Annotated in this window: 17 protein-coding genes; 9 read left to right on the top strand and 8 right to left on the bottom strand. The window is 68.6% G+C overall.

Annotation, left to right across the window (positions count from 1 at the left end; genetic code table 11):
* Positions 1 to 115 precede the first annotated feature (115 nt).
* The 4 genes from aqpZ to M8R19_RS06260 form a co-directional block, all read right to left on the bottom strand.
* Positions 116 to 802, bottom strand: coding sequence for an aquaporin Z (gene aqpZ, locus M8R19_RS06275; RefSeq protein WP_116423570.1), 687 nt, complete (start codon positions 800 to 802; stop codon positions 116 to 118).
* A 151-nt stretch (positions 803 to 953) separates the two neighbouring features.
* Entirely contained in the window at positions 954 to 1577 is a 624-nt protein-coding gene (locus M8R19_RS06270) for an NAD(P)H-dependent oxidoreductase (RefSeq protein ID WP_043312831.1), read from the bottom strand.
* The gene (locus M8R19_RS06265) at positions 1570 to 2964 is read right to left on the bottom strand and encodes a class II fumarate hydratase (RefSeq protein ID WP_249917337.1); all 1395 of its coding nucleotides are present in this window, start codon (positions 2962 to 2964) and stop codon (positions 1570 to 1572) included. Before M8R19_RS06265 ends, M8R19_RS06270 begins: the two co-directional genes overlap by 8 nt.
* Positions 2965 to 3061: 97 nt before the next feature.
* Positions 3062 to 4075: a DUF2804 domain-containing protein gene (locus M8R19_RS06260; protein WP_407072403.1), complete on the bottom strand. Its 1014-nt coding sequence runs from the start codon at positions 4073 to 4075 to the stop codon at positions 3062 to 3064.
* Between the two features lie 152 nt (positions 4076 to 4227).
* Between M8R19_RS06260 and M8R19_RS06255 the strand changes: the two genes are divergently transcribed.
* From M8R19_RS06255 to M8R19_RS06230, 6 genes are all read left to right on the top strand, one after another.
* Positions 4228 to 4773 (top strand): DUF2059 domain-containing protein, encoded by a 546-nt coding sequence (locus M8R19_RS06255; RefSeq protein ID WP_116423574.1) that lies wholly within the window; start codon positions 4228 to 4230, stop codon positions 4771 to 4773.
* A gap of 13 nt (positions 4774 to 4786) precedes the next feature.
* Entirely contained in the window at positions 4787 to 5092 is a 306-nt protein-coding gene (locus tag M8R19_RS06250; RefSeq protein WP_249917336.1) for a BolA family protein, read from the top strand.
* Positions 5093 to 5202: 110 nt separating this feature from the next.
* Entirely contained in the window at positions 5203 to 6144 is a 942-nt protein-coding gene (gene trhO, locus M8R19_RS06245) for an oxygen-dependent tRNA uridine(34) hydroxylase TrhO (RefSeq protein WP_249917335.1), read from the top strand.
* Positions 6145 to 6183: 39 nt separating this feature from the next.
* Entirely contained in the window at positions 6184 to 6786 is a 603-nt protein-coding gene (locus tag M8R19_RS06240) for a DsbA family protein (protein WP_249920143.1), read from the top strand.
* Positions 6787 to 7312: 526 nt separating this feature from the next.
* On the top strand, positions 7313 to 9769 hold the full coding sequence (locus M8R19_RS06235) for an EAL domain-containing protein (protein WP_249917334.1): 2457 nt from the start codon (positions 7313 to 7315) through the stop codon (positions 9767 to 9769).
* A 62-nt stretch (positions 9770 to 9831) separates the two neighbouring features.
* Complete coding sequence (locus tag M8R19_RS06230) at positions 9832 to 10617, top strand: iron-containing redox enzyme family protein (protein ID WP_249917333.1); 786 nt, start codon at positions 9832 to 9834, stop codon at positions 10615 to 10617.
* Between the two features lie 8 nt (positions 10618 to 10625).
* Here M8R19_RS06230 and M8R19_RS06225 read toward each other — a convergent pair whose 3' ends face one another.
* From M8R19_RS06225 to M8R19_RS06215, 3 genes are all read right to left on the bottom strand, one after another.
* The gene (locus M8R19_RS06225; protein ID WP_249917332.1) at positions 10626 to 11582 is read right to left on the bottom strand and encodes a quinone oxidoreductase family protein; all 957 of its coding nucleotides are present in this window, start codon (positions 11580 to 11582) and stop codon (positions 10626 to 10628) included.
* Between the two features lie 21 nt (positions 11583 to 11603).
* Positions 11604 to 11777 (bottom strand): DUF1427 family protein, encoded by a 174-nt coding sequence (locus M8R19_RS06220; RefSeq protein WP_074977117.1) that lies wholly within the window; start codon positions 11775 to 11777, stop codon positions 11604 to 11606.
* 269 nt (positions 11778 to 12046) lie between these two features.
* On the bottom strand, positions 12047 to 12820 hold the full coding sequence (locus M8R19_RS06215; RefSeq protein WP_249917331.1) for an AraC family transcriptional regulator: 774 nt from the start codon (positions 12818 to 12820) through the stop codon (positions 12047 to 12049).
* A gap of 341 nt (positions 12821 to 13161) precedes the next feature.
* On the opposite strand from M8R19_RS06215, the gene M8R19_RS06210 reads away from it, so the two are divergent.
* Positions 13162 to 14571, top strand: a complete 1410-nt coding sequence (locus M8R19_RS06210) for an amino acid permease (RefSeq protein ID WP_249917330.1) — start codon at positions 13162 to 13164, stop codon at positions 14569 to 14571.
* A gap of 102 nt (positions 14572 to 14673) precedes the next feature.
* Positions 14674 to 15051 carry an MliC family protein gene (locus M8R19_RS06205; protein WP_074977110.1) on the top strand — a complete coding sequence of 126 codons (378 nt, stop codon included), beginning with the start codon at positions 14674 to 14676 and terminating at the stop codon, positions 15049 to 15051.
* Positions 15052 to 15266: 215 nt separating this feature from the next.
* Here the strand turns inward: M8R19_RS06205 and M8R19_RS06200 are convergent, their stop codons facing one another.
* A complete protein-coding gene (locus tag M8R19_RS06200; RefSeq protein ID WP_116423584.1) occupies positions 15267 to 16190 on the bottom strand; it encodes a nucleoside-binding protein in 924 nt (307 codons plus the stop codon).
* Positions 16191 to 16426: 236 nt separating this feature from the next.
* Here M8R19_RS06200 and arfB point away from each other — a divergent pair, with 236 nt between their 5' ends.
* Positions 16427 to 16840 carry an alternative ribosome rescue aminoacyl-tRNA hydrolase ArfB gene (gene arfB, locus M8R19_RS06195; RefSeq protein WP_009621591.1) on the top strand — a complete coding sequence of 138 codons (414 nt, stop codon included), beginning with the start codon at positions 16427 to 16429 and terminating at the stop codon, positions 16838 to 16840.
* Positions 16841 to 16884 lie beyond the last annotated feature (44 nt).

The following is a 16884-nucleotide window of genomic DNA, read 5'->3' as shown; positions in this document are numbered from 1 at the left end:
GCCTCCTCCCGGCACGGACTAGCCCCCTCTCCCTCCGGGAGAGGGTTGGGGTGAGGGGGAAGCCCGCACGCCGACGTCATTCCCCTGGTAGGAGCGGACCCCATCCGCGAATCACTCAACGCCCGCGAATAACCCGCCAGGCCAGGGCGCCCAGCACCCCGCCGGCCAGCGGCGCGACCCAGAATGCCCACAGCTGCTGCAGCGCCCAGGGATCGGTGAAGAGCGCCACGCCCAGGCTGCGCGCCGGGTTCACAGAGGTGTTGCTGACCGGGATGCTGACCAGGTGGATCAGCGCCAGGGCCAGGCCGATGGCCAGCGGCGCGAAGCCGGACGGGGCGTCGCGGTCGGTGGCGCCCATGATGATGAACAGGAAGACCGCGCTCATCAGTACTTCGCACAGCAGCACCGCCTGCAGGCTGTAGCCGCCCGGCGAGTGCTCGGCGTAGCCGTTGGCGGCGAAGCCCTTCGACGGGTCGAAGCCGGCGGCGCCGCTGGCGATGCAGTAGAGCGCGGCGCCGGCGAGCAGGCCGCCGGCCACCTGGGCCAGCATGTAGGGCAGCAAGTGCTGGGCGGGGAAGCGCCCGCCGACGCACAGCCCCAGGCTCACCGCCGGGTTGAAGTGGCCGCCGGAGATCGGCCCCACGGCGTAGGCCATGGTCACCACGGTCAGGCCGAAGGCCAGCGATACACCGAGCAGGCCGATGCCGACATTGCCGAATTGCGCGGCCAGCACGGCGCTGCCGCAGCCGCCGAAGACCAGCCAGAAGGTGCCGACGAGTTCAGCACCGAGTTTGCGAAACATGTTTCCCTCCCAGGAACCCAAGGGCCGCCAGGAATGGCGGCAAGGGCCGGGATGCTAGGCGAGGAGGGTGGGAGGGGGCTTTAGGGAACGTCTGGAAAAGCCCCGGCTCCCGGAGATGGGATGGTGGGCGGGCCGTCGGCCCGCCCGGTGCTCACACCTGCGAACCCAGCGACTCGGCGCGCTTGAGCCAGGCCTGGCGCTGTTCCTCGCTGGCGCCGCGCATGGGGCTGAACTCTTCCAGGTGGCGGGTGGCGATGCCGCACGGGCCGAGGATGCAGCGCACCATCTGGCGGTGCGCCGGAGCGCCCTGGCGCAGGCGGTAGCGCCAGTGCGTCTGGTCGTGGGTCACCAGCAGGTCGGCGCTGCGCCCGCCCAGCAGCGGTTCCCACTCGCGGTCCTGCGGGGTGCGGTAGCGGAAGGCGAAGCCGGGCAGGAACACCCGGTCGAAGAAGCCCTGCAGCAGCGCCGGCAGGCCGCCCCACCAGATCGGGTAGACGAACGCCAGGTGCTGGGCCCAGTGCACCTGGCGCTGGGCTTCGAGCAGGTCCGGCTCCAGGTCCTGGCTGCGCTCGTAGCCGCCGCGCAGCACCGGGTCGAAGCGCAGTTCGCCGAGCTTCAGGGTACGCACCACGTGGTCCCGGCTGCGCGCGCCGTGCTGGTAGGCGTCGGCCAGGGCGTGGCAGAAGCCGTCGGCCTTGGGCGTGCCGAGGATCACCAGGATGCGCTTGCCGTCGCCCTCCAGGGGCGTGGCGCCGGATTTGCCGGATTCAACCATGCTGCCCGGCCTCCAGCATGTCCTGCGGGCGGACCCATTCGTCGAACTGCTGGTCCGTCAGGTAGCCCAGCTCCAGTGCCGCCTCGCGCAGCGAGGTGCCTTCCTTGTAGGCCTTCTTGGCGATCTCCGCGGCCTTGTCGTAGCCGATGTGGGTGTTCAGCGCGGTGACCAGCATCAGGCCGCGCTCCAGGTGCTCGGCCATGCGCTCGGCGTCCGGCTGCAGGCCGGCGATGCAGTGGCTGTTGAAGTTGCGGCAACCGTCGGCCAGCAGGCGGATGGACTCCAGCAGGTTGTGGATGATCACCGGCTTGAACACGTTCAGCTGCAGGTGGCCCTGGCTGGCGGCGAAGGTCAGGGCGGCGTCGTTGCCCATGACCTGGCAGGCCAGCATCGACAGCGCCTCGCACTGCGTCGGGTTGACCTTGCCGGGCATGATCGAGCTGCCCGGCTCGTTGGCCGGCAGGCGCACCTCGGCGATGCCGGCGCGCGGGCCGGAGCCGAGCAGGCGCAGGTCGTTGGCGATCTTCATCAGCGCCACGGCGAGGGTCTTCAGGGCGCCGGCGAGGGTCACCAGCGGCTCGTGGCCGGCGAGGGCGGCGAACTTGTTCGGCGCCGAGACGAAGGGCAGGCCGGTGAGGCCGGCCAGTTCCGCGGCGATGTCCTCGGCGAAGCCCGCCGGGGCGTTCAGCCCGGTGCCCACCGCGGTGCCGCCCTGGGCCAGTTCGTAGACCGCCGGCAGCGCGGCGCGGATGGCGCGCTCGGCGTAGTCGAGTTGGGCGACGAAGGCCGACAGCTCCTGGCCGAAGGTGATGGGCGTGGCGTCCATCAGGTGAGTGCGCCCGGTCTTCACCAGGTCGGCGTGGCGCGCCGACTGCGCGGCGATGCCGCCGACCAGCTCGGCGATGGCCGGCAGCAGCTCCTCGTGCACGGCCCGGGCGGCGGCCAGGTGCATGGCGGTGGGGAAGCTGTCGTTGGAACTCTGCGCGCGGTTGACGTGGTCGTTGGGGTGCACCGGGGCCTTGCCGCCGCGGGCGTTGCCGGCCAGTTCGTTGGCGCGGCCGGCGATCACCTCGTTGACGTTCATGTTGCTCTGGGTGCCGCTGCCGGTCTGCCAGACCACCAGCGGGAACTGGTCGTCGTGCTGGCCGGCGAGGATCTCGTCGGCGGCCTGCTCGATCAGCTGGCCGATCTCTGCCGGCAGCTCGCCCAGGCGCACGTTGACGCGCGCGGCGGCCTTCTTGACCAGCGTCAGGCCGTAGACCACGGCCAGCGGCATGCGCTGCCCGCCGATGGCGAAGTTCTCCAGCGAGCGCTGCGTCTGCGCGCCCCAGTAGGCCTGCTCGTCGACCTCGATGGGCCCCAGGCTGTCGGTTTCGGTCCGTTTCATGAAGGCGTCCTCCCGGAATGATCTGAGGGAGTTTAGGCCTTGTGCCGGCTTTCGGGTTCCGCGCTGCGTCAATGGCGCTTATAGCTTGCCGGCGGGCCTACCAGCGTGCGTGGGTGGCGCCTATCCAGCCCAGGGCGCGCTTGACCGGCACCTGCTCGCCGGCGGCGCTGCGCAGGAAGCCGTCGTAGTGGCCGAACCACTGGCTGGTGTGGGCATAGAGCAGGCCCAGGCGCGGCGAGGCCTCGTGCAGCTTGAGCGGGGTGAAGGCGAGGTCGACGCGCTGGTCGGCGGTGCTCAGGCGCCAGGGAGCGAGCGGGTCGTTGGGCGCCTGGCGGATGTCCACCTCGCCGCGCAGGCGCTGCAGCTCGCCGCCGAACCACAGGGCGTTTTCCTTGTGTTCGCTGTGGTCGGTCCAGCCTGAGCCGAAGTTGCCGGCGATGCCGCCGGGCGCGGCGAAGGCGGCGCGCGTCCAGAAGCTGCGGAAGGGCCACACGCCACGGCCGAAGTCCAGCGCGGCGAAGCTCTGCCCGGCCTGGGCCTGGTAGGTTTCCTCGCCCAGTTGCAGGGCGCCGGTGAAGGGCAGGCCCATCTGCCGGCTGCAGGCGTGGAAGTGGTTGCCGCCCATGGGCACCACCAGGTTGACCGAGTCCAGGTGCGCCGGGCGCTGCACGTCCAGCGCCAGGGACAGCGGCAGGCCGCCCAGGTCGCCGGCGTCGGCGTGGATGCGCAGGCGCGCGCCTTGGTCGTCGAAGCCCAGGTTGAGGCGTTCGTGGCGGAAGGCGTGGTTCTGGTTGGGGTGGTCGGGCAACTCGCAGCACAGGCCCAGCGGGCAGATCTGGGTGCGGGAATAGGCCTTGCCGGTGTTCAGGTCGAGGAAGTAGAGGGCGCCGTAGCCGAGGTAGTCGAGGTCGGCGATGGTCAGCGAGAGCATCCAGCCCGGGCTGATCAGACACCAGTGGTTCCAGCGCTTGCGCCGGCCGCGCTGGCCGGGCAGGGCGCAATCCAGCAGCGGCCGCGACGACCAGCCGATGGCGCCCGGGTCCAGGTGGCCTCGCGCATCGCACAACATCGGTAGGGCGGGAGGCAGCGTGAGGCGGGCCTGGGAGGTCATCGAACACATCCATGTGACAATCTGACCCAGCATGCCGATTCGCCGCTGACAGAACAAGGGTAGGCAGTAACTTTCAGCCATTTCTGCCACTGGGCTGGCATAAACGCCGTTGCTCGGCTCCCGCTTGAGGGCTTTCAGAACTTAGGCGCAGAATGGCGGGTCCCAAGGGACACACCAGACAGACTCAAGGACTGCCCATGACCGCCCTTCGCAAGATTTGCACCGCTGCACTCCTCGTTGGTTTCAGCACCATGGCCCTGGCCGATTCCGCCGCCGAGGCCGAGAAATTCCTCAAGCAGGTCCACGCCGACAAGCTCACGGTGCCGGTCTACGCCCAGGTGCAGCAGATGTTCTCCCAGCACTTCGCCCAGGCGAAGGCGCCGGACAGCAAGAAGGCGGTGCTCGACCGCTACCAGGCCAAGGCCAACGCCGAGTTGGACCGCGCGGTGGGCTGGGAGAAGATCAAGCCGGAGCTGGTCAAGCTCTACACCGACAACTTCACCGAGTCCGAGCTCAAGCAACTGAACGACTTCTACGCCTCGCCCCTGGGCCAGAAAGTGCTGCAGAAGATGCCGCGCCTGACCGCGCAGTCCGCCCAGCTGACCCAGGCCAAGCTGCAGACCGCGGTCGACCCGGTGAACAAGCTGCTGGCCGACATGGACAAGGAACTGGGCGTGAAGGCCCCGGCGAAGAAGTGACGGAAACAGCGACATGAGCATGCAGGAACGTATCCAGTCCGCCCTGGCCGGCCTCGAACCGCAGCACCTGCAGGTGCTGGACGAGAGCCACATGCACAGCCGTGGCCAGGAAACGCACTACAAGGCCGTGATCGTCAGCCCGGTATTCGCCGGGCTGAATTCGGTCAAGCGGCACCAGAAGGTCTACGCCACCCTCGGCGAGCTGATGGGCGAGTTCCACGCCCTCGCGCTGCACACCTACACCCCCGAGGAATGGGCCGGGCAGGGCGCCGCGCCCGACTCGCCGACCTGCCGCGGCGGCAGCAAGCACGACCACTGACGCTGCCCGGTCGTTGCGGTAGAATGCGCCAACGCCGGCAACCGATGCCGGCGTTGTCTTTTCTGACCCGGTCCGCCCTTTACGCGGGCGACCACTGGAGGATGTACCCCATGACCCGCTCCATCGTCGTGGCGGCGCTGTACAAGTTCGTTTCCCTGCCGGACTACGTCGCGCTGCGCGAACCCCTGCTGCAGACCCTGCTGGACAACGGCATCAAGGGCACCCTGCTGCTCGCCGAGGAAGGCATCAACGGCACCGTGTCCGGCACCCGCGAGGGCATCGACGGATTGCTCGCCTGGCTGCGCCGGGACCCGCGCCTGGCCGACGTCGACCACAAGGAATCCTACTGCGACGAGCAGCCGTTCTACCGCACCAAGGTCAAGCTGAAGAAAGAGATCGTCACCCTGGGCGTGCCCGGCGTCGATCCCAACCGCCGCGTCGGCACCTACATCGAGCCGCAGGACTGGAACGCGCTGATCAGCGACCCCGAGGTGCTGCTGATCGACACCCGCAACGACTACGAAGTGGCCATCGGCACCTTCGAAGGCGCGGTCGATCCCAAGACCCAGTCGTTCCGCGAGTTTCCCGATTACGTGAAGGCCCACTACGACCCGGCGAAGCACAAGAAGGTCGCCATGTTCTGCACCGGCGGCATCCGCTGCGAGAAGGCCTCCAGCTACATGCTCGGCGAGGGCTTCGAAGAGGTCTTCCACCTCAAGGGCGGCATCCTCAAGTACCTGGAGGAAGTGCCCGAGGAACAGAGCCTGTGGCGCGGCGACTGCTTCGTCTTCGACAACCGGGTGACGGTGCGCCATGACCTCTCCGAGGGCGACTACGACCAGTGCCACGCCTGCCGCAACCCGATCTCCGTCGAGGACCGCGCCAGCGAGCACTACGCCCCGGGCATCAGCTGCCCGCACTGCTGGGACACGCTGAGCGAGAAGACCCGCGCCAGCGCCCGCGAGCGGCAGAAGCAGATCGAACTGGCGAAGCTGCGCAACCAGCCCCACCCCATCGGCCGCGACCCGCGGCAGGCCGTCCTGGAGGACTGATCCTTGGCCAACGCCCGCCTGCTCTACGTGATGGACCCCATGTGCTCCTGGTGCTGGGGCTTCGCCCCGGTGGCCCAGGCGCTGATCGAGCAGGCGGGCGCCGCCGACGTACCGCTGGCGCTGGTCATGGGCGGGCTGCGCACCGGCCACGGCGCGGCCCTGGAGCCGGCCACCCGGCGTTACATCCTCGAGCACTGGCAGGCGGTGCACCTGGCCACCGGACAGCCGTTCCGCTTCGAGGGCGCGCTGCCCGAAGGCTTCGTCTACGACACCGAGCCGGCCTGCCGCGCGGTGGTCGCTGCCCGGCGCCTGGACGAGGAGGCCGCCTGGTCGCTGGTCAAGGCCATCCAGCAGGCCTTCTACGTCGAGGGACGCGACGTCACCGAGGCCGCGACCCTGGCGCAGCTGGCCGAAAGCGTCGGCCTGCCGCGCATCGAGTTCGCCGAGCTGTTCGACAGCCAGGAAAACCACCTGACGACCCAGGCCGACTTCTCCTGGGCCCGCGACCTGGGCATCGCCGGCTTCCCCACCCTGCTGGCCGAGCGCAACGGCCAACTGGCCCTGCTGACCAATGGCTACCAGCCGCTGGAAGAGCTGGCGCCGATGCTGGAACGCTGGCTGGAGCGCGGCCGCCAGGGCTGATTCCTGTTTCGCTGTTGGTGGTGATGGGTATCGCTTCGCTCAACGCCATCCTACGGGCGTGGTGTATGCCGGAGAATGAATGTAGGAGCGAGCTTGCTCGCGAACGGCACTCCCCGGCGGCAACGACACACCGGCGAACCCCGCCCCCTCACCCCAGCCCTCTCCCGCAAGCGGAAGAGGGCTGGGGTGAGGTCTGATCGCTCGGCGTCACCCTGAATCCGCATCGCTGCGCTTCGCATTCGCGAACGGAATTGCCCTGCAGCGCCGACACGCCCACCACCGACGAAGTGCACCACTGTCGCCCATCGGCTGGCCGAAGGCCCTGGCGCAGGGGTTGGCAACGACGCAGGCGGCGGCCGGCGGCATATTGTCGGACAATTTTGAGATTTTCCTCGGCCCAGGCCCTGTACCCCCGCCTTGTGGAATGGCTACCATGCGCTAAGAGTAAGGAGGGGCCGTTGCGCTCCAGTCCGGCTACGGCGGGCTGCCGCAGCGGTAAGGACACGAAAGGAATCCGACAATATCCATGGGTGCTACTGGGCAGAGCCGTATTCGCCATGACTCCCGGCTGTGGAAGCTGGTATGGCCGTTCATCGCCGTGGTCCTGCTGCAGGGATTGCTTGGCGTAGGCAGCCTTTACCTGATTTCGGGGGCGCGCGCCTACGTCGGCGGCGAGAGCCTCTGGTCCAAGGGCCAGAAGGACGCCATCCACTACCTGCAGCGCTACGGCGAGACGCGCGACACCGACGACTACCGGCGCTACCAGGAAGCCATCGCCATCCCCCTCGGCGACCGCCTGCTGCGCACCGCCCTGGACAGCCCGCAGCCGGACTACGAACTGGCGCGCAAAGGCATCCTCGCCGGCGGCAACCATCCCGACGACGTCGGCGCCATCATCACCCTCTACCGCTATTTCCACGACTTCAGCTACTTCAACGAGGCGGTGCGCTACTGGAAGGAGGGCGACCGCTACCTCGACCAGCTCCAGGCCATCGCCGAAGAGATGCACCAGCGCATCCAGGCCGGCCAGGTCGGCCCCGGCGACATCAGCTACTGGGACCAGCGCATCCAGGCCATCAACGAAGGCGTGACCCCCGCCTCCATGGCCTTCAGCGCCGCGCTCGCCCAGGGCTCGCGGGCGGTGATGCGCCTGCTGCTGGCGGCCAACGTCGTCAGCGGCCTGGCCCTGATCCTCCTGGCGGCCTGGCGCACGCGCAACCTGCTGCTGGCCCAGCGCGCCTTCCAGAGCGCCCTGGACAGCGAGCGCGAGAAGGCCCAGACGACCCTGGCGGCGATCGGCGACGCGGTCATCACCATCGACGAGAACGCCCACATCGCCTACCTCAACCCGGCCGCCGAACGCATGATCGGCTGGGACAGCGAGATGGCCGTGGGCCTGCCGCTGAAGTCGCTGCTGCGCATGCTCGACGAGACCTCCGAGGAAGAGGACCTGGCCCTGGTCGGGCAGGTCCTGCGCGGCGAGGTGGAGGCCGGCAGCGAAGTCAGCAAGCTGCTGCAGCGCCTGGACGGCAGCGGCGTGGTGGTGACCCTGGTGGGCACGCCGATCCGCGTCGGCGGGCGTATCGTCGGCGCGGCGCTGGTGCTGCACGACATGACCCGCGAGCGGCAGTACATGGAAAGCCTGTCCTGGCAGGCCACCCACGATTCCCTGACCGGCCTGAGCAACCGCCGCGAGTTCGAGTACCGCCTGGAGCAGGCGCTGGAGCGCTCGGCGCAGCGCAACGACCGCCACAGCCTGATGTACCTCGACCTGGACCAGTTCAAGCTGGTCAACGACACCTGCGGGCACGCCGCCGGCGACGAGCTGCTGCGCCAGACCTGCAGCGTCCTCGAAAGCTGCCTGCGCGAGGGCGACACCCTGGCGCGCCTGGGCGGCGACGAGTTCGGCGTACTGCTGGAGAACTGCCCGCCGGACGTCGCCGAGCAGATCGCCGAGAACCTCCGCCAGGGCGTCGAGAACCTGCACTTCGTCTGGGACCGGCGGCCCTTCAACATCACCGTCAGCATCGGCGTGGTGCACGTCTCGGCCATGCTGGTGTCGGTGGAGGAGGCGCTGCGCTGCGCCGACATGGCCTGCTACCTGGCCAAGGAGAAGGGCCGCAACCGCGCCCAGGTGTTCAGCCCGGACGACAGCGAGCTGTCCATGCGCTTCGGCGAGATGGCCTGGGTTCAGCGCATCCGCCAGGCCCTGGACGAGGACCGCTTCCGCCTGTTCGCCCAGCGCATCCGCGCGGTCGACCCGCAGGCCGAGGAGGGCCTGCATGTCGAGCTGCTGCTGCGCGTGCTGGACGAGAACGGCCGCCTGGTGCCGCCCAACGACTTCATCCCGGCCGCCGAGCGCTACGGCCTGATGCCGCTGATCGACCGCTGGGTGGCCAACCGCGCCTTCGAGATCCTCGCCGAACGCCGCGAGGCCGGCTGCGAGCCGATCGCCACCTGCGCCATCAACCTGTCCGGCGCCACCATTGGCGACGCCAGCTTCATCCAGATGCTCCGCGAACTGCAGCCGACCTACGGCCTGGCGCCGGAGAACATCTGCTTCGAGGTCACCGAGACCAGCGCCATCGCCAACCTGGTCAGCGCCACCCAGTTCATCCACGAACTCAAGGCCAAGGGCTACCGCTTCTCCCTCGACGACTTCTGCGCCGGCATGTCGTCCTTCGTCTACCTCAAGCACCTGCCGGTGGACTACCTGAAGATCGATGGCAGCTTCATCAAGGACATGCTCGACGACCCCATCGACCGCGCCATGGTCCAGGTGATCAACCAGATCGGCCACGTCATGGGCAAGCGCACGGTGGCGGAGTTCGTCGAGTCGGAGGAAATCCTCGAGGCGCTGCGGGAAATCGGTATCGATTATGCCCAGGGTTACGCCGTGGGCCGCCCGCTGCCGTTCAACCGTCACTATTCCGGGCAGGCGGAGCCGGCCCTGGTGGAGCCGGACACCACCTCCGGACGGTGACAGCCGGCGGCCCGTCATCTAGTCTGGCGGTCGATTTCGTCGACGCACAAGGATGGGCCAGCATGAACGAAGCATTTCTCCGCGTCGGGTCGCTGAAGGACCTGACCAGCTACCCGCAGTGGGCACAGGACCTGGTGGCCGCCTGCGAAGGCGCCCGCCGCGCGGTCTCCGGGCACGAGTTCTACCGCCGCCTGCGCGACGGCCAGATGGGCGCCGCGACCATGCGCACCTACCTCATCGGCGGTTGGCCGGTGGTCGAGCAGTTCCCCCTCTATATGTCGCAGAACCTGCTGAAGACACGCTTCGGCCGTTCCCCCGGCGAGGACATGGCGCGGCGCTGGCTGATGCGCAACATCCGCGTCGAACTGAACCACGCCGACCACTGGCTGCGCTGGGCTGAGGCCTATGGCGTGGGCCTGGCGGCGCTGCGTGTGCAGGAGGTGCCCGAGGCGTTGCACGCCCTCGGCCACTGGTGCTGGCACAGCAGCGCCTCGGACGACCTGGCGGTGGCCATGGCGGCCACCAACTACGCGGTGGAAGGGGTGACCGGCGACTGGTCGGCGCTGGTCTGCTCCAGCGACGCCTACGAGCAGACACTGCCGGCGGAACTGCGCAAGAGCGCGATGAAGTGGCTGCGCCTGCATGCGCACTACGACGATGACCATCCCTGGGAAGCGCTGGAGATCATCTGCACCCTGTGCGGCCAGGAAATCGCCGCCGGGCGCTGGGACGAGCTGCGCGCGGCCATCTGCAAGAGCTTCCGCTACATGGAGCTGTTCCTGGACCACTGCCTGGCCCAGGAACTGGCCGGCACCTCGCGCCGCCCGCAGGTGCGCGTGGCCGGCTGAAGCCCGCCTCAGGGCAGCAGGATGTGCTTGTCGCTGCTGCCCTCGTTCACCTCGCGATAGCGCTGCAGGCCCTCGCTCAGCGGCGATTCGCGCAGCCCGCCGGGCAGCGGCAGGCGGCCTTCGTCGAAGCCTCGGCCGAACTGCTCCAGCATGCGCGCGCAGGCGACGCTGTCGTACAGCAGCGAATTGACCCCCACCAGCGAACCCCCGCGGCGGTACAGCGCCAGCGCCGGCAACTGCACGTGGCCGTCCACCGGCGCGGCGATGATGGCGATGCGGCCGAAGGTGGCCAGGGCGCTGACCGCTGCCGGCAGCCAGAAACCGGTGGTGTCGAAGATCACCTCGGCGCCGCCGGGGAATGTTGAATTCACTTGCTCGGCCAGGCGCTCCGGCTGCTCCAGCAGCAGGCTGGCGATGCCGCGGGCCTGCAGTTCGGCGGCCTGTTCGGCGCGGCGCACCCCGGCCAGCACCTCGGCGCCGCGGGCGCGGGCCAGGTCCAGCGCGGCCGAGCCGACCGCGCCGGCGCCGATCACCAGCAGCCGGGTGCCGGCCTTCACGCCGCTGCGCTCCAGGGCGTCCCAGGCGGTGGTATAGGGCACCCCGCAACTGGCGGCCTGGGCGAAGTCCAGGCTCTTGGGCATCAACGCCACGCCGCGCGCCGGCAGGGCCAGCAGGCCGGCATGGCTGCCGTCGCGGAGGAAGCCGAGCTCCTTGCCGGTACCCCACACGGCCTGGCCGAGCAGCGCCTGCGGGCCTTTCACCACGACCCCGGCGAAATCGCGGCCGGGCACCCGGGGCAGGGTGGTGTACGGGAAGCGGCCGAGCACGTTCTTCACGTCGCTGGGGTTGAGGCCGGCGGCGCGGACCTCCACCAGCACCTCGTCGGCGGCGGGAACGGGATCGGCCAGTTCGACCCGCTGGAGCGCGTCGAGGTCGCCGGTACGGGCGAATTGCAGGGCTTGCATGGGAATCTCCGTCGAAGGGTTTCAGTGGAACCAGCGCAGCACCAGCTCGCGGCCGACCGGCAGCAGGCTCTCGCCCAGCTGCATGCCGAGCAGGCCGACCAGCGCCACCAGGGGCGGCGCCGGCGAGCGGAAGTCGAGCAGGTTGTAGAGCACGCCGACGGCGACGCCGATGGCCAGCGAGATCAGGTAGTTCATGGGGCCTCCGGGACGTTCGGCTGGGTGGAGGCAGTCTAGGGCGGACGGCGGGCGGGTATCGGTCAAGGACTTCGGAATTTCGGACAGATTGGGGCGTCGGACGGCTGTCTTGCCGACTGCGCCGAGGTGCTTTCGTAGGATGGGTTGAGTTTGCGAAACCCATGCGGTCGTGGTGATGGGTATCGCTTCGCTCAACCCATCCTACGATGGTGTTTCTCCTGCACTTGTAGGAGCGGGCCCTGCCCGCGATTCGCGCGCAGGGCGCGCTCCTACCAGGTTTCCGCCCCCCACTCCGAAGGCACCACCCCCAGCTCGCGGCGGAACATCTCGCTGAATGCCCCCGGCGTATAGCCCAGCTCGTGGGCGATGCGATTCACCGGGGTGCCGGCGGCCAGCGCGGCCACGGCGGTGGCCAGTTGCACCTGGCGGCGCCAGGCGGAGAAGCCCATGCCCAGGCTGCGCTGGAACAGGCGGGCGAGGGTGCGCACGCTGGCGCCGACGTCGGCGGCGTGCTGCTCCACGGAGATTTCCGTGCTGGGGTTGGCCATCACCGCCTGGCACAGGGCTAGCAGACGGCGGTCGTCGTCTTCCGGCAGGGGGATGCGCGGCAGGCTGCTGCGGGCGCGGCGCAGTTCCAGCACGCAGAGGTCGGAGAGGGCGCGGTAGTACTCGGCGTCGGGCTGCCTTTCCTGTTCCACCAGGCGCAGGATCAGCTCGCGCAGCAGGGTGTCCACCTCGAATACCTGCACGCGCTCCTCCAGCACTCCGGCCAGGCTCGGGCGCAGGTAGATGTTGCGCATCTGCAGCTCGCTGACCACGCGGATGCCGTGGGGCACGCCCGGCGGCAGCCAGACGGCGCGCTGCGGCGGCAGCAGCAGGGCTTCCTGCGGGGTTTCCAGCCACATCAGCCCGGACATGGCGTAGAGCACCTGGCCCCACTCATGCTCGTGGGGCTCGATGTACAGCCCGCGCGGGTAGCTGCGCGCCAGGCCGCGCAGGGGCACCTGGGTATCGCTGAGGTCGGGCGGGGCGGCGCGGGCCATGGCTCACCGGAAAACGAAGGTCGATGCCGCGCATGGTAGCGGCGGCGCGGGCGCCTTGCATCTGCCCTGGAAAGCTGGTGAACCGCTGTGTAACGAAGGCTTTACGCGGCCGCCGGTGCACTGCGCAGCCCGCCATGGCTGTAACGAAAAACTGCCGCCCGCGACGTTGGCCGGGCGCTTTCCCACAAGGGTTGCGGACTTGTTCGCAGCGACCGCAGCGGCTGATATGGCGCCTGCCCCGTGCCCGGCGGCAATTCGTCGCGGCGCGATGCGCCTTGCATGCCGCGCGGCCACGAACCGCGGGGCCCTATCCGTCACAGATAACAACAAAAGGTGACGCAATGACGCGTGATACCCAGCACGCAGGCCAGTTGCAGCGCGGCCTGAAGAATCGCCACATCCAGCTGATCGCCCTCGGCGGCGCCATCGGCACCGGCCTGTTCCTTGGCTCGGCCGGGGTGCTCAAGTCGGCCGGGCCGTCCATGCTGCTCGGCTACGCCATCGCCGGGGTGATCGCCTTCCTGATCATGCGCCAGCTCGGCGAGATGATCGTCGAAGAGCCGGTGGCCGGCTCCTTCAGCCACTTCGCCCACAAGTACTGGGGCGGTTTCGCCGGCTTCCTCTCCGGCTGGAACTGCTGGGTGCTGTACATCCTGGTCGGCATGTCCGAGCTCACCGCGGTGGGCAAGTACGTGCACTACTGGTGGCCGGACGTGCCCACCTGGGCCAGCGCCGCGGTGTTCTTCGTGCTGGTCAACCTCATCAACCTGACCAACGTCAAGCTGTTCGGCGAGGCCGAGTTCTGGTTCGCGATGATCAAGGTCAGCGCGGTGGTCGGCATGATCCTGCTCGGTTGCTGGCTGCTGTTCTCCGGCCACGGCGGCGAGCAGGCGAGCGTGAGCAACCTGTGGAGCCACGGCGGCTTCTTCCCCAACGGCGCCAGCGGGCTGGTGATGGCCATGGCCTTCATCATGTTCTCCTTCGGCGGCCTGGAGATGCTCGGCTTCACCGCCGCCGAGGCCGACCAGCCGAAGACGGTGATCCCCAAGGCGATCAACCAGGTGCTCTGGCGCATCCTGATCTTCTACGTCGGCGCCCTGGCCGTGCTGCTCGCGCTGACGCCCTGGGACAGCCTGCTGCAGAGCATCAGCGCGGCCGGCGACGACTACAGCGGCAGCCCCTTCGTGAAAGTGTTCTCGCTGCTGGGCAGCGACACCGCCGCGCACATCCTCAACTTCGTGGTGCTCACCGCGGCGCTGTCGGTCTACAACAGCGGCACCTACTGCAACGGCCGCATGCTGGTCGGCCTGGCCGAGCAGGGCGACGCGCCCCGCGCCCTGGCGAAGGTGGACAAGCGCGGCGTGCCGGTGCGCGCGCTGCTGGTGTCGGCGCTGGTGACCTTCCTCGCGGTGGTGGTCAACTACGTGATCCCGCACCAGGCGCTGGAGCTGCTGATGTCGCTGGTGGTGGCGGCGCTGGTGATCAACTGGGCGATGATCAGCTACGCGCACCTGAAGTTCCGCCAGCGCATGGACCGCGATGGCGTGCGCACCGCCTTCCGCGCCATCTTCTACCCCTACGGCAACTGGCTGTGCCTGGCCTTCGTGCTATTCATCCTCGGGGTGATGGCGATGATCCCGGGCATCCAGGTCTCGGTGTACGTGATCCCGCTGTGGCTGCTGGTGATGTTCGCCTGCTACCGCCTCAAGCGCTCGCGCGCCGCGCAGCCGGCGCTGGCCCTGGCCGAATGAGGGCGAGCCGCGCGCCCGACTTTTCGCCGGGGCGCGCGGCGTTGCCGCCGGCGGCGAACCTTGGCTAGAGTGTCCTGGCCATTTTTCGTCAGAGGGACACCCATGAAAAAAGCATTCTGGCTACTGGCCGCCGCCGTTCCCGTGCTGCTGGTCGCCTGCGGCGGCGAGGAGAAGAAGGCGCCGCCGGTGGACGCGCTGGTCCTGCCGGGCGACGCCAAGCTGGATTCGCGCAGCGTCGACTACAAGTGCGACGACGGCCGCAAGTTCAGCGTCCAGTACCTGAACAAGGGCGACAACCACCTGGCGGTGGTGCCGGTGAGCGACAGCGCCAACCTGGTGTTCAGCAACGTCATCTCGGCCTCCGGCGCCAAGTACGCCGCCGGCCAGTACATCTGGTGGACCAAGGGCGAGGAAGCCACCCTGTACAAGGACTGGAAGGGCGGCGAGCCCGCCGACGGGGTTTCCTGCAAGGAGCGCTGAGTTCGTCGCGATGAAGAAAGCCCGGCCTGTGCCGGGCTTTTTCATTGGTGAGGGCTGATGGGTATCGCTTCGCTCAACCCATCCTACAGACAGCGCCGGGTTGCTCTTCCGCTCTTCGTAGGAGCGAGCTTGCTCGCGAACGGGCCCTGCAGCGGAGTGTGTTCGCGAGCAAGCTCGCTCCTACGAGAGGCCGTACCCGTACCGAGGCCCGAACCTCAGAAACTGAACTCCAGGTTCACCGTCGGCGTCGAGGTGCGGCTGCCGGTGCCGCCGTCCACGCCGAACTTGTTGTGCCAGTACTCGTAGCCCACGCCGAGCCAGAGGTTCGGCTGGCGCCTGGCGCCGGGCAGGGCCGCCACCATCAGCGAGGTGCGCACCAGCGTCTCGGCGGCGGTGTCCTTGTCGTTGTAGTCCTCGCCCTTCTCGCCGACGTGGTTGAGGAAGCCCTGGAACTTGGCCATGCGGTCGCCGAGTTGGAAGGGCTTCAGCCAGGTCAGGTTGAGCATGTAGGTGCCGTCGAAGGTGTGGTCCGGGTGCTTTGCGCCGGGCACGCCGAAGTGGTTCTTCTCGCGGTAGTACATCAGGCTCAGGTCGAGCACGCCGGCGCCGTTGAACTTCACCGTCGGGCCGATCACCAGGGCGCGCTTCTTCGCCGAGGCCAGGTTGTTGTTGCGGCTGGCGTCGAAGCCGAAGGTCAGCGCATGGTCCTTCACCAGGCCCTTGCCCAGCGGCACGTCGAACACCCGCGAGGCGTACAACTGGTGGCGGTACACCGCGTAGACCTCGCTACCGCCGTGGTCGGTGCCCTTGCGCGGGTCGCGGCTGTCGGAGAGGAACACGTCCAGGTGGAAGAAGTTGCTGCCGTAGCGGTAGCCGTCGGCGTGGCTGAAGCTGTAGATGCGCTTGGCGAACTTGTCCGGGTTGTTCGGGTTGGTGAACTGCTGGCCGTAGCGGAAGCCCAGCGTGTTGCTGGTCCACTCGAAGAAGCGGTCGTCGTCGGCGAAGGCCGCGTCCAGGGGGAGGCCGGCCAACAGGGCGGCGCTCAGGGCGATACGGCTGCCGGTGCTCAGGCGGCGGGACGTACGCGGGTGTTGGCGGACGGCGCTGGGCGCCGGCACGGATGATACCGGGCGGAACATGCTGCACCTCGATCTTGTTGTTGTTATGGGGCCGGTTGCCGCGTGACTGCCCGCGGCCGGACAGGGACGGTTCTAAAGGTCTGTTGGATTCATTGCAAGAGATTTTTGTATACACAAGTGTATTCAAAAATTGATCCACAAGTCAGGAATCGGCCTTGCGCCGCGGCGGGCTGCGTTCTGTGCCTGCTGGCGATTGCGCGTTATGCTGTGCTTTCCCTCCGTCCGAATTCCCCGCCATGCTCGTCATCTCCAACGCCGTGCAGATCCCCGACGCCGAAATCGAGCTGAGTGCCATCCGCGCCCAGGGCGCCGGCGGGCAGAACGTCAACAAGGTGTCCAGCGCGGTGCACCTGCGCTTCGACATCCGCGCCTCGTCGCTGCCGGATTTCTACAAGGAGCGCCTGCTGGCGCTGAGCGACCAGCGCATCAGCGGCGACGGCGTGGTGGTGATCAAGGCCCAGCAGTACCGCACCCAGGAGCAGAACCGCGAGGATGCGCTGGAGCGCCTGGCCGAGCTGATCCGCTCGGCGGCCACGGTGCAGAAGAAGCGCAAGCCGACGCGGCCGACCCTCGGCTCCAAGACCCGCCGCCTGGAGGGCAAGAGCAAGCGCGGGGCGATCAAGGCCGGGCGCGGCAAGGTGGATTACTGAAAGGGGCTACCGGCTTCGTAGGATGGGACGAGCGAAGCGACTCC

It is taken from the genome of Pseudomonas sp. R3.Fl (genome assembly GCF_023516765.1).
GTDB lineage: Bacteria > Pseudomonadota > Gammaproteobacteria > Pseudomonadales > Pseudomonadaceae > Pseudomonas > Pseudomonas citronellolis.
This window is presented reverse-complemented; position numbering and strand designations above follow the sequence as displayed.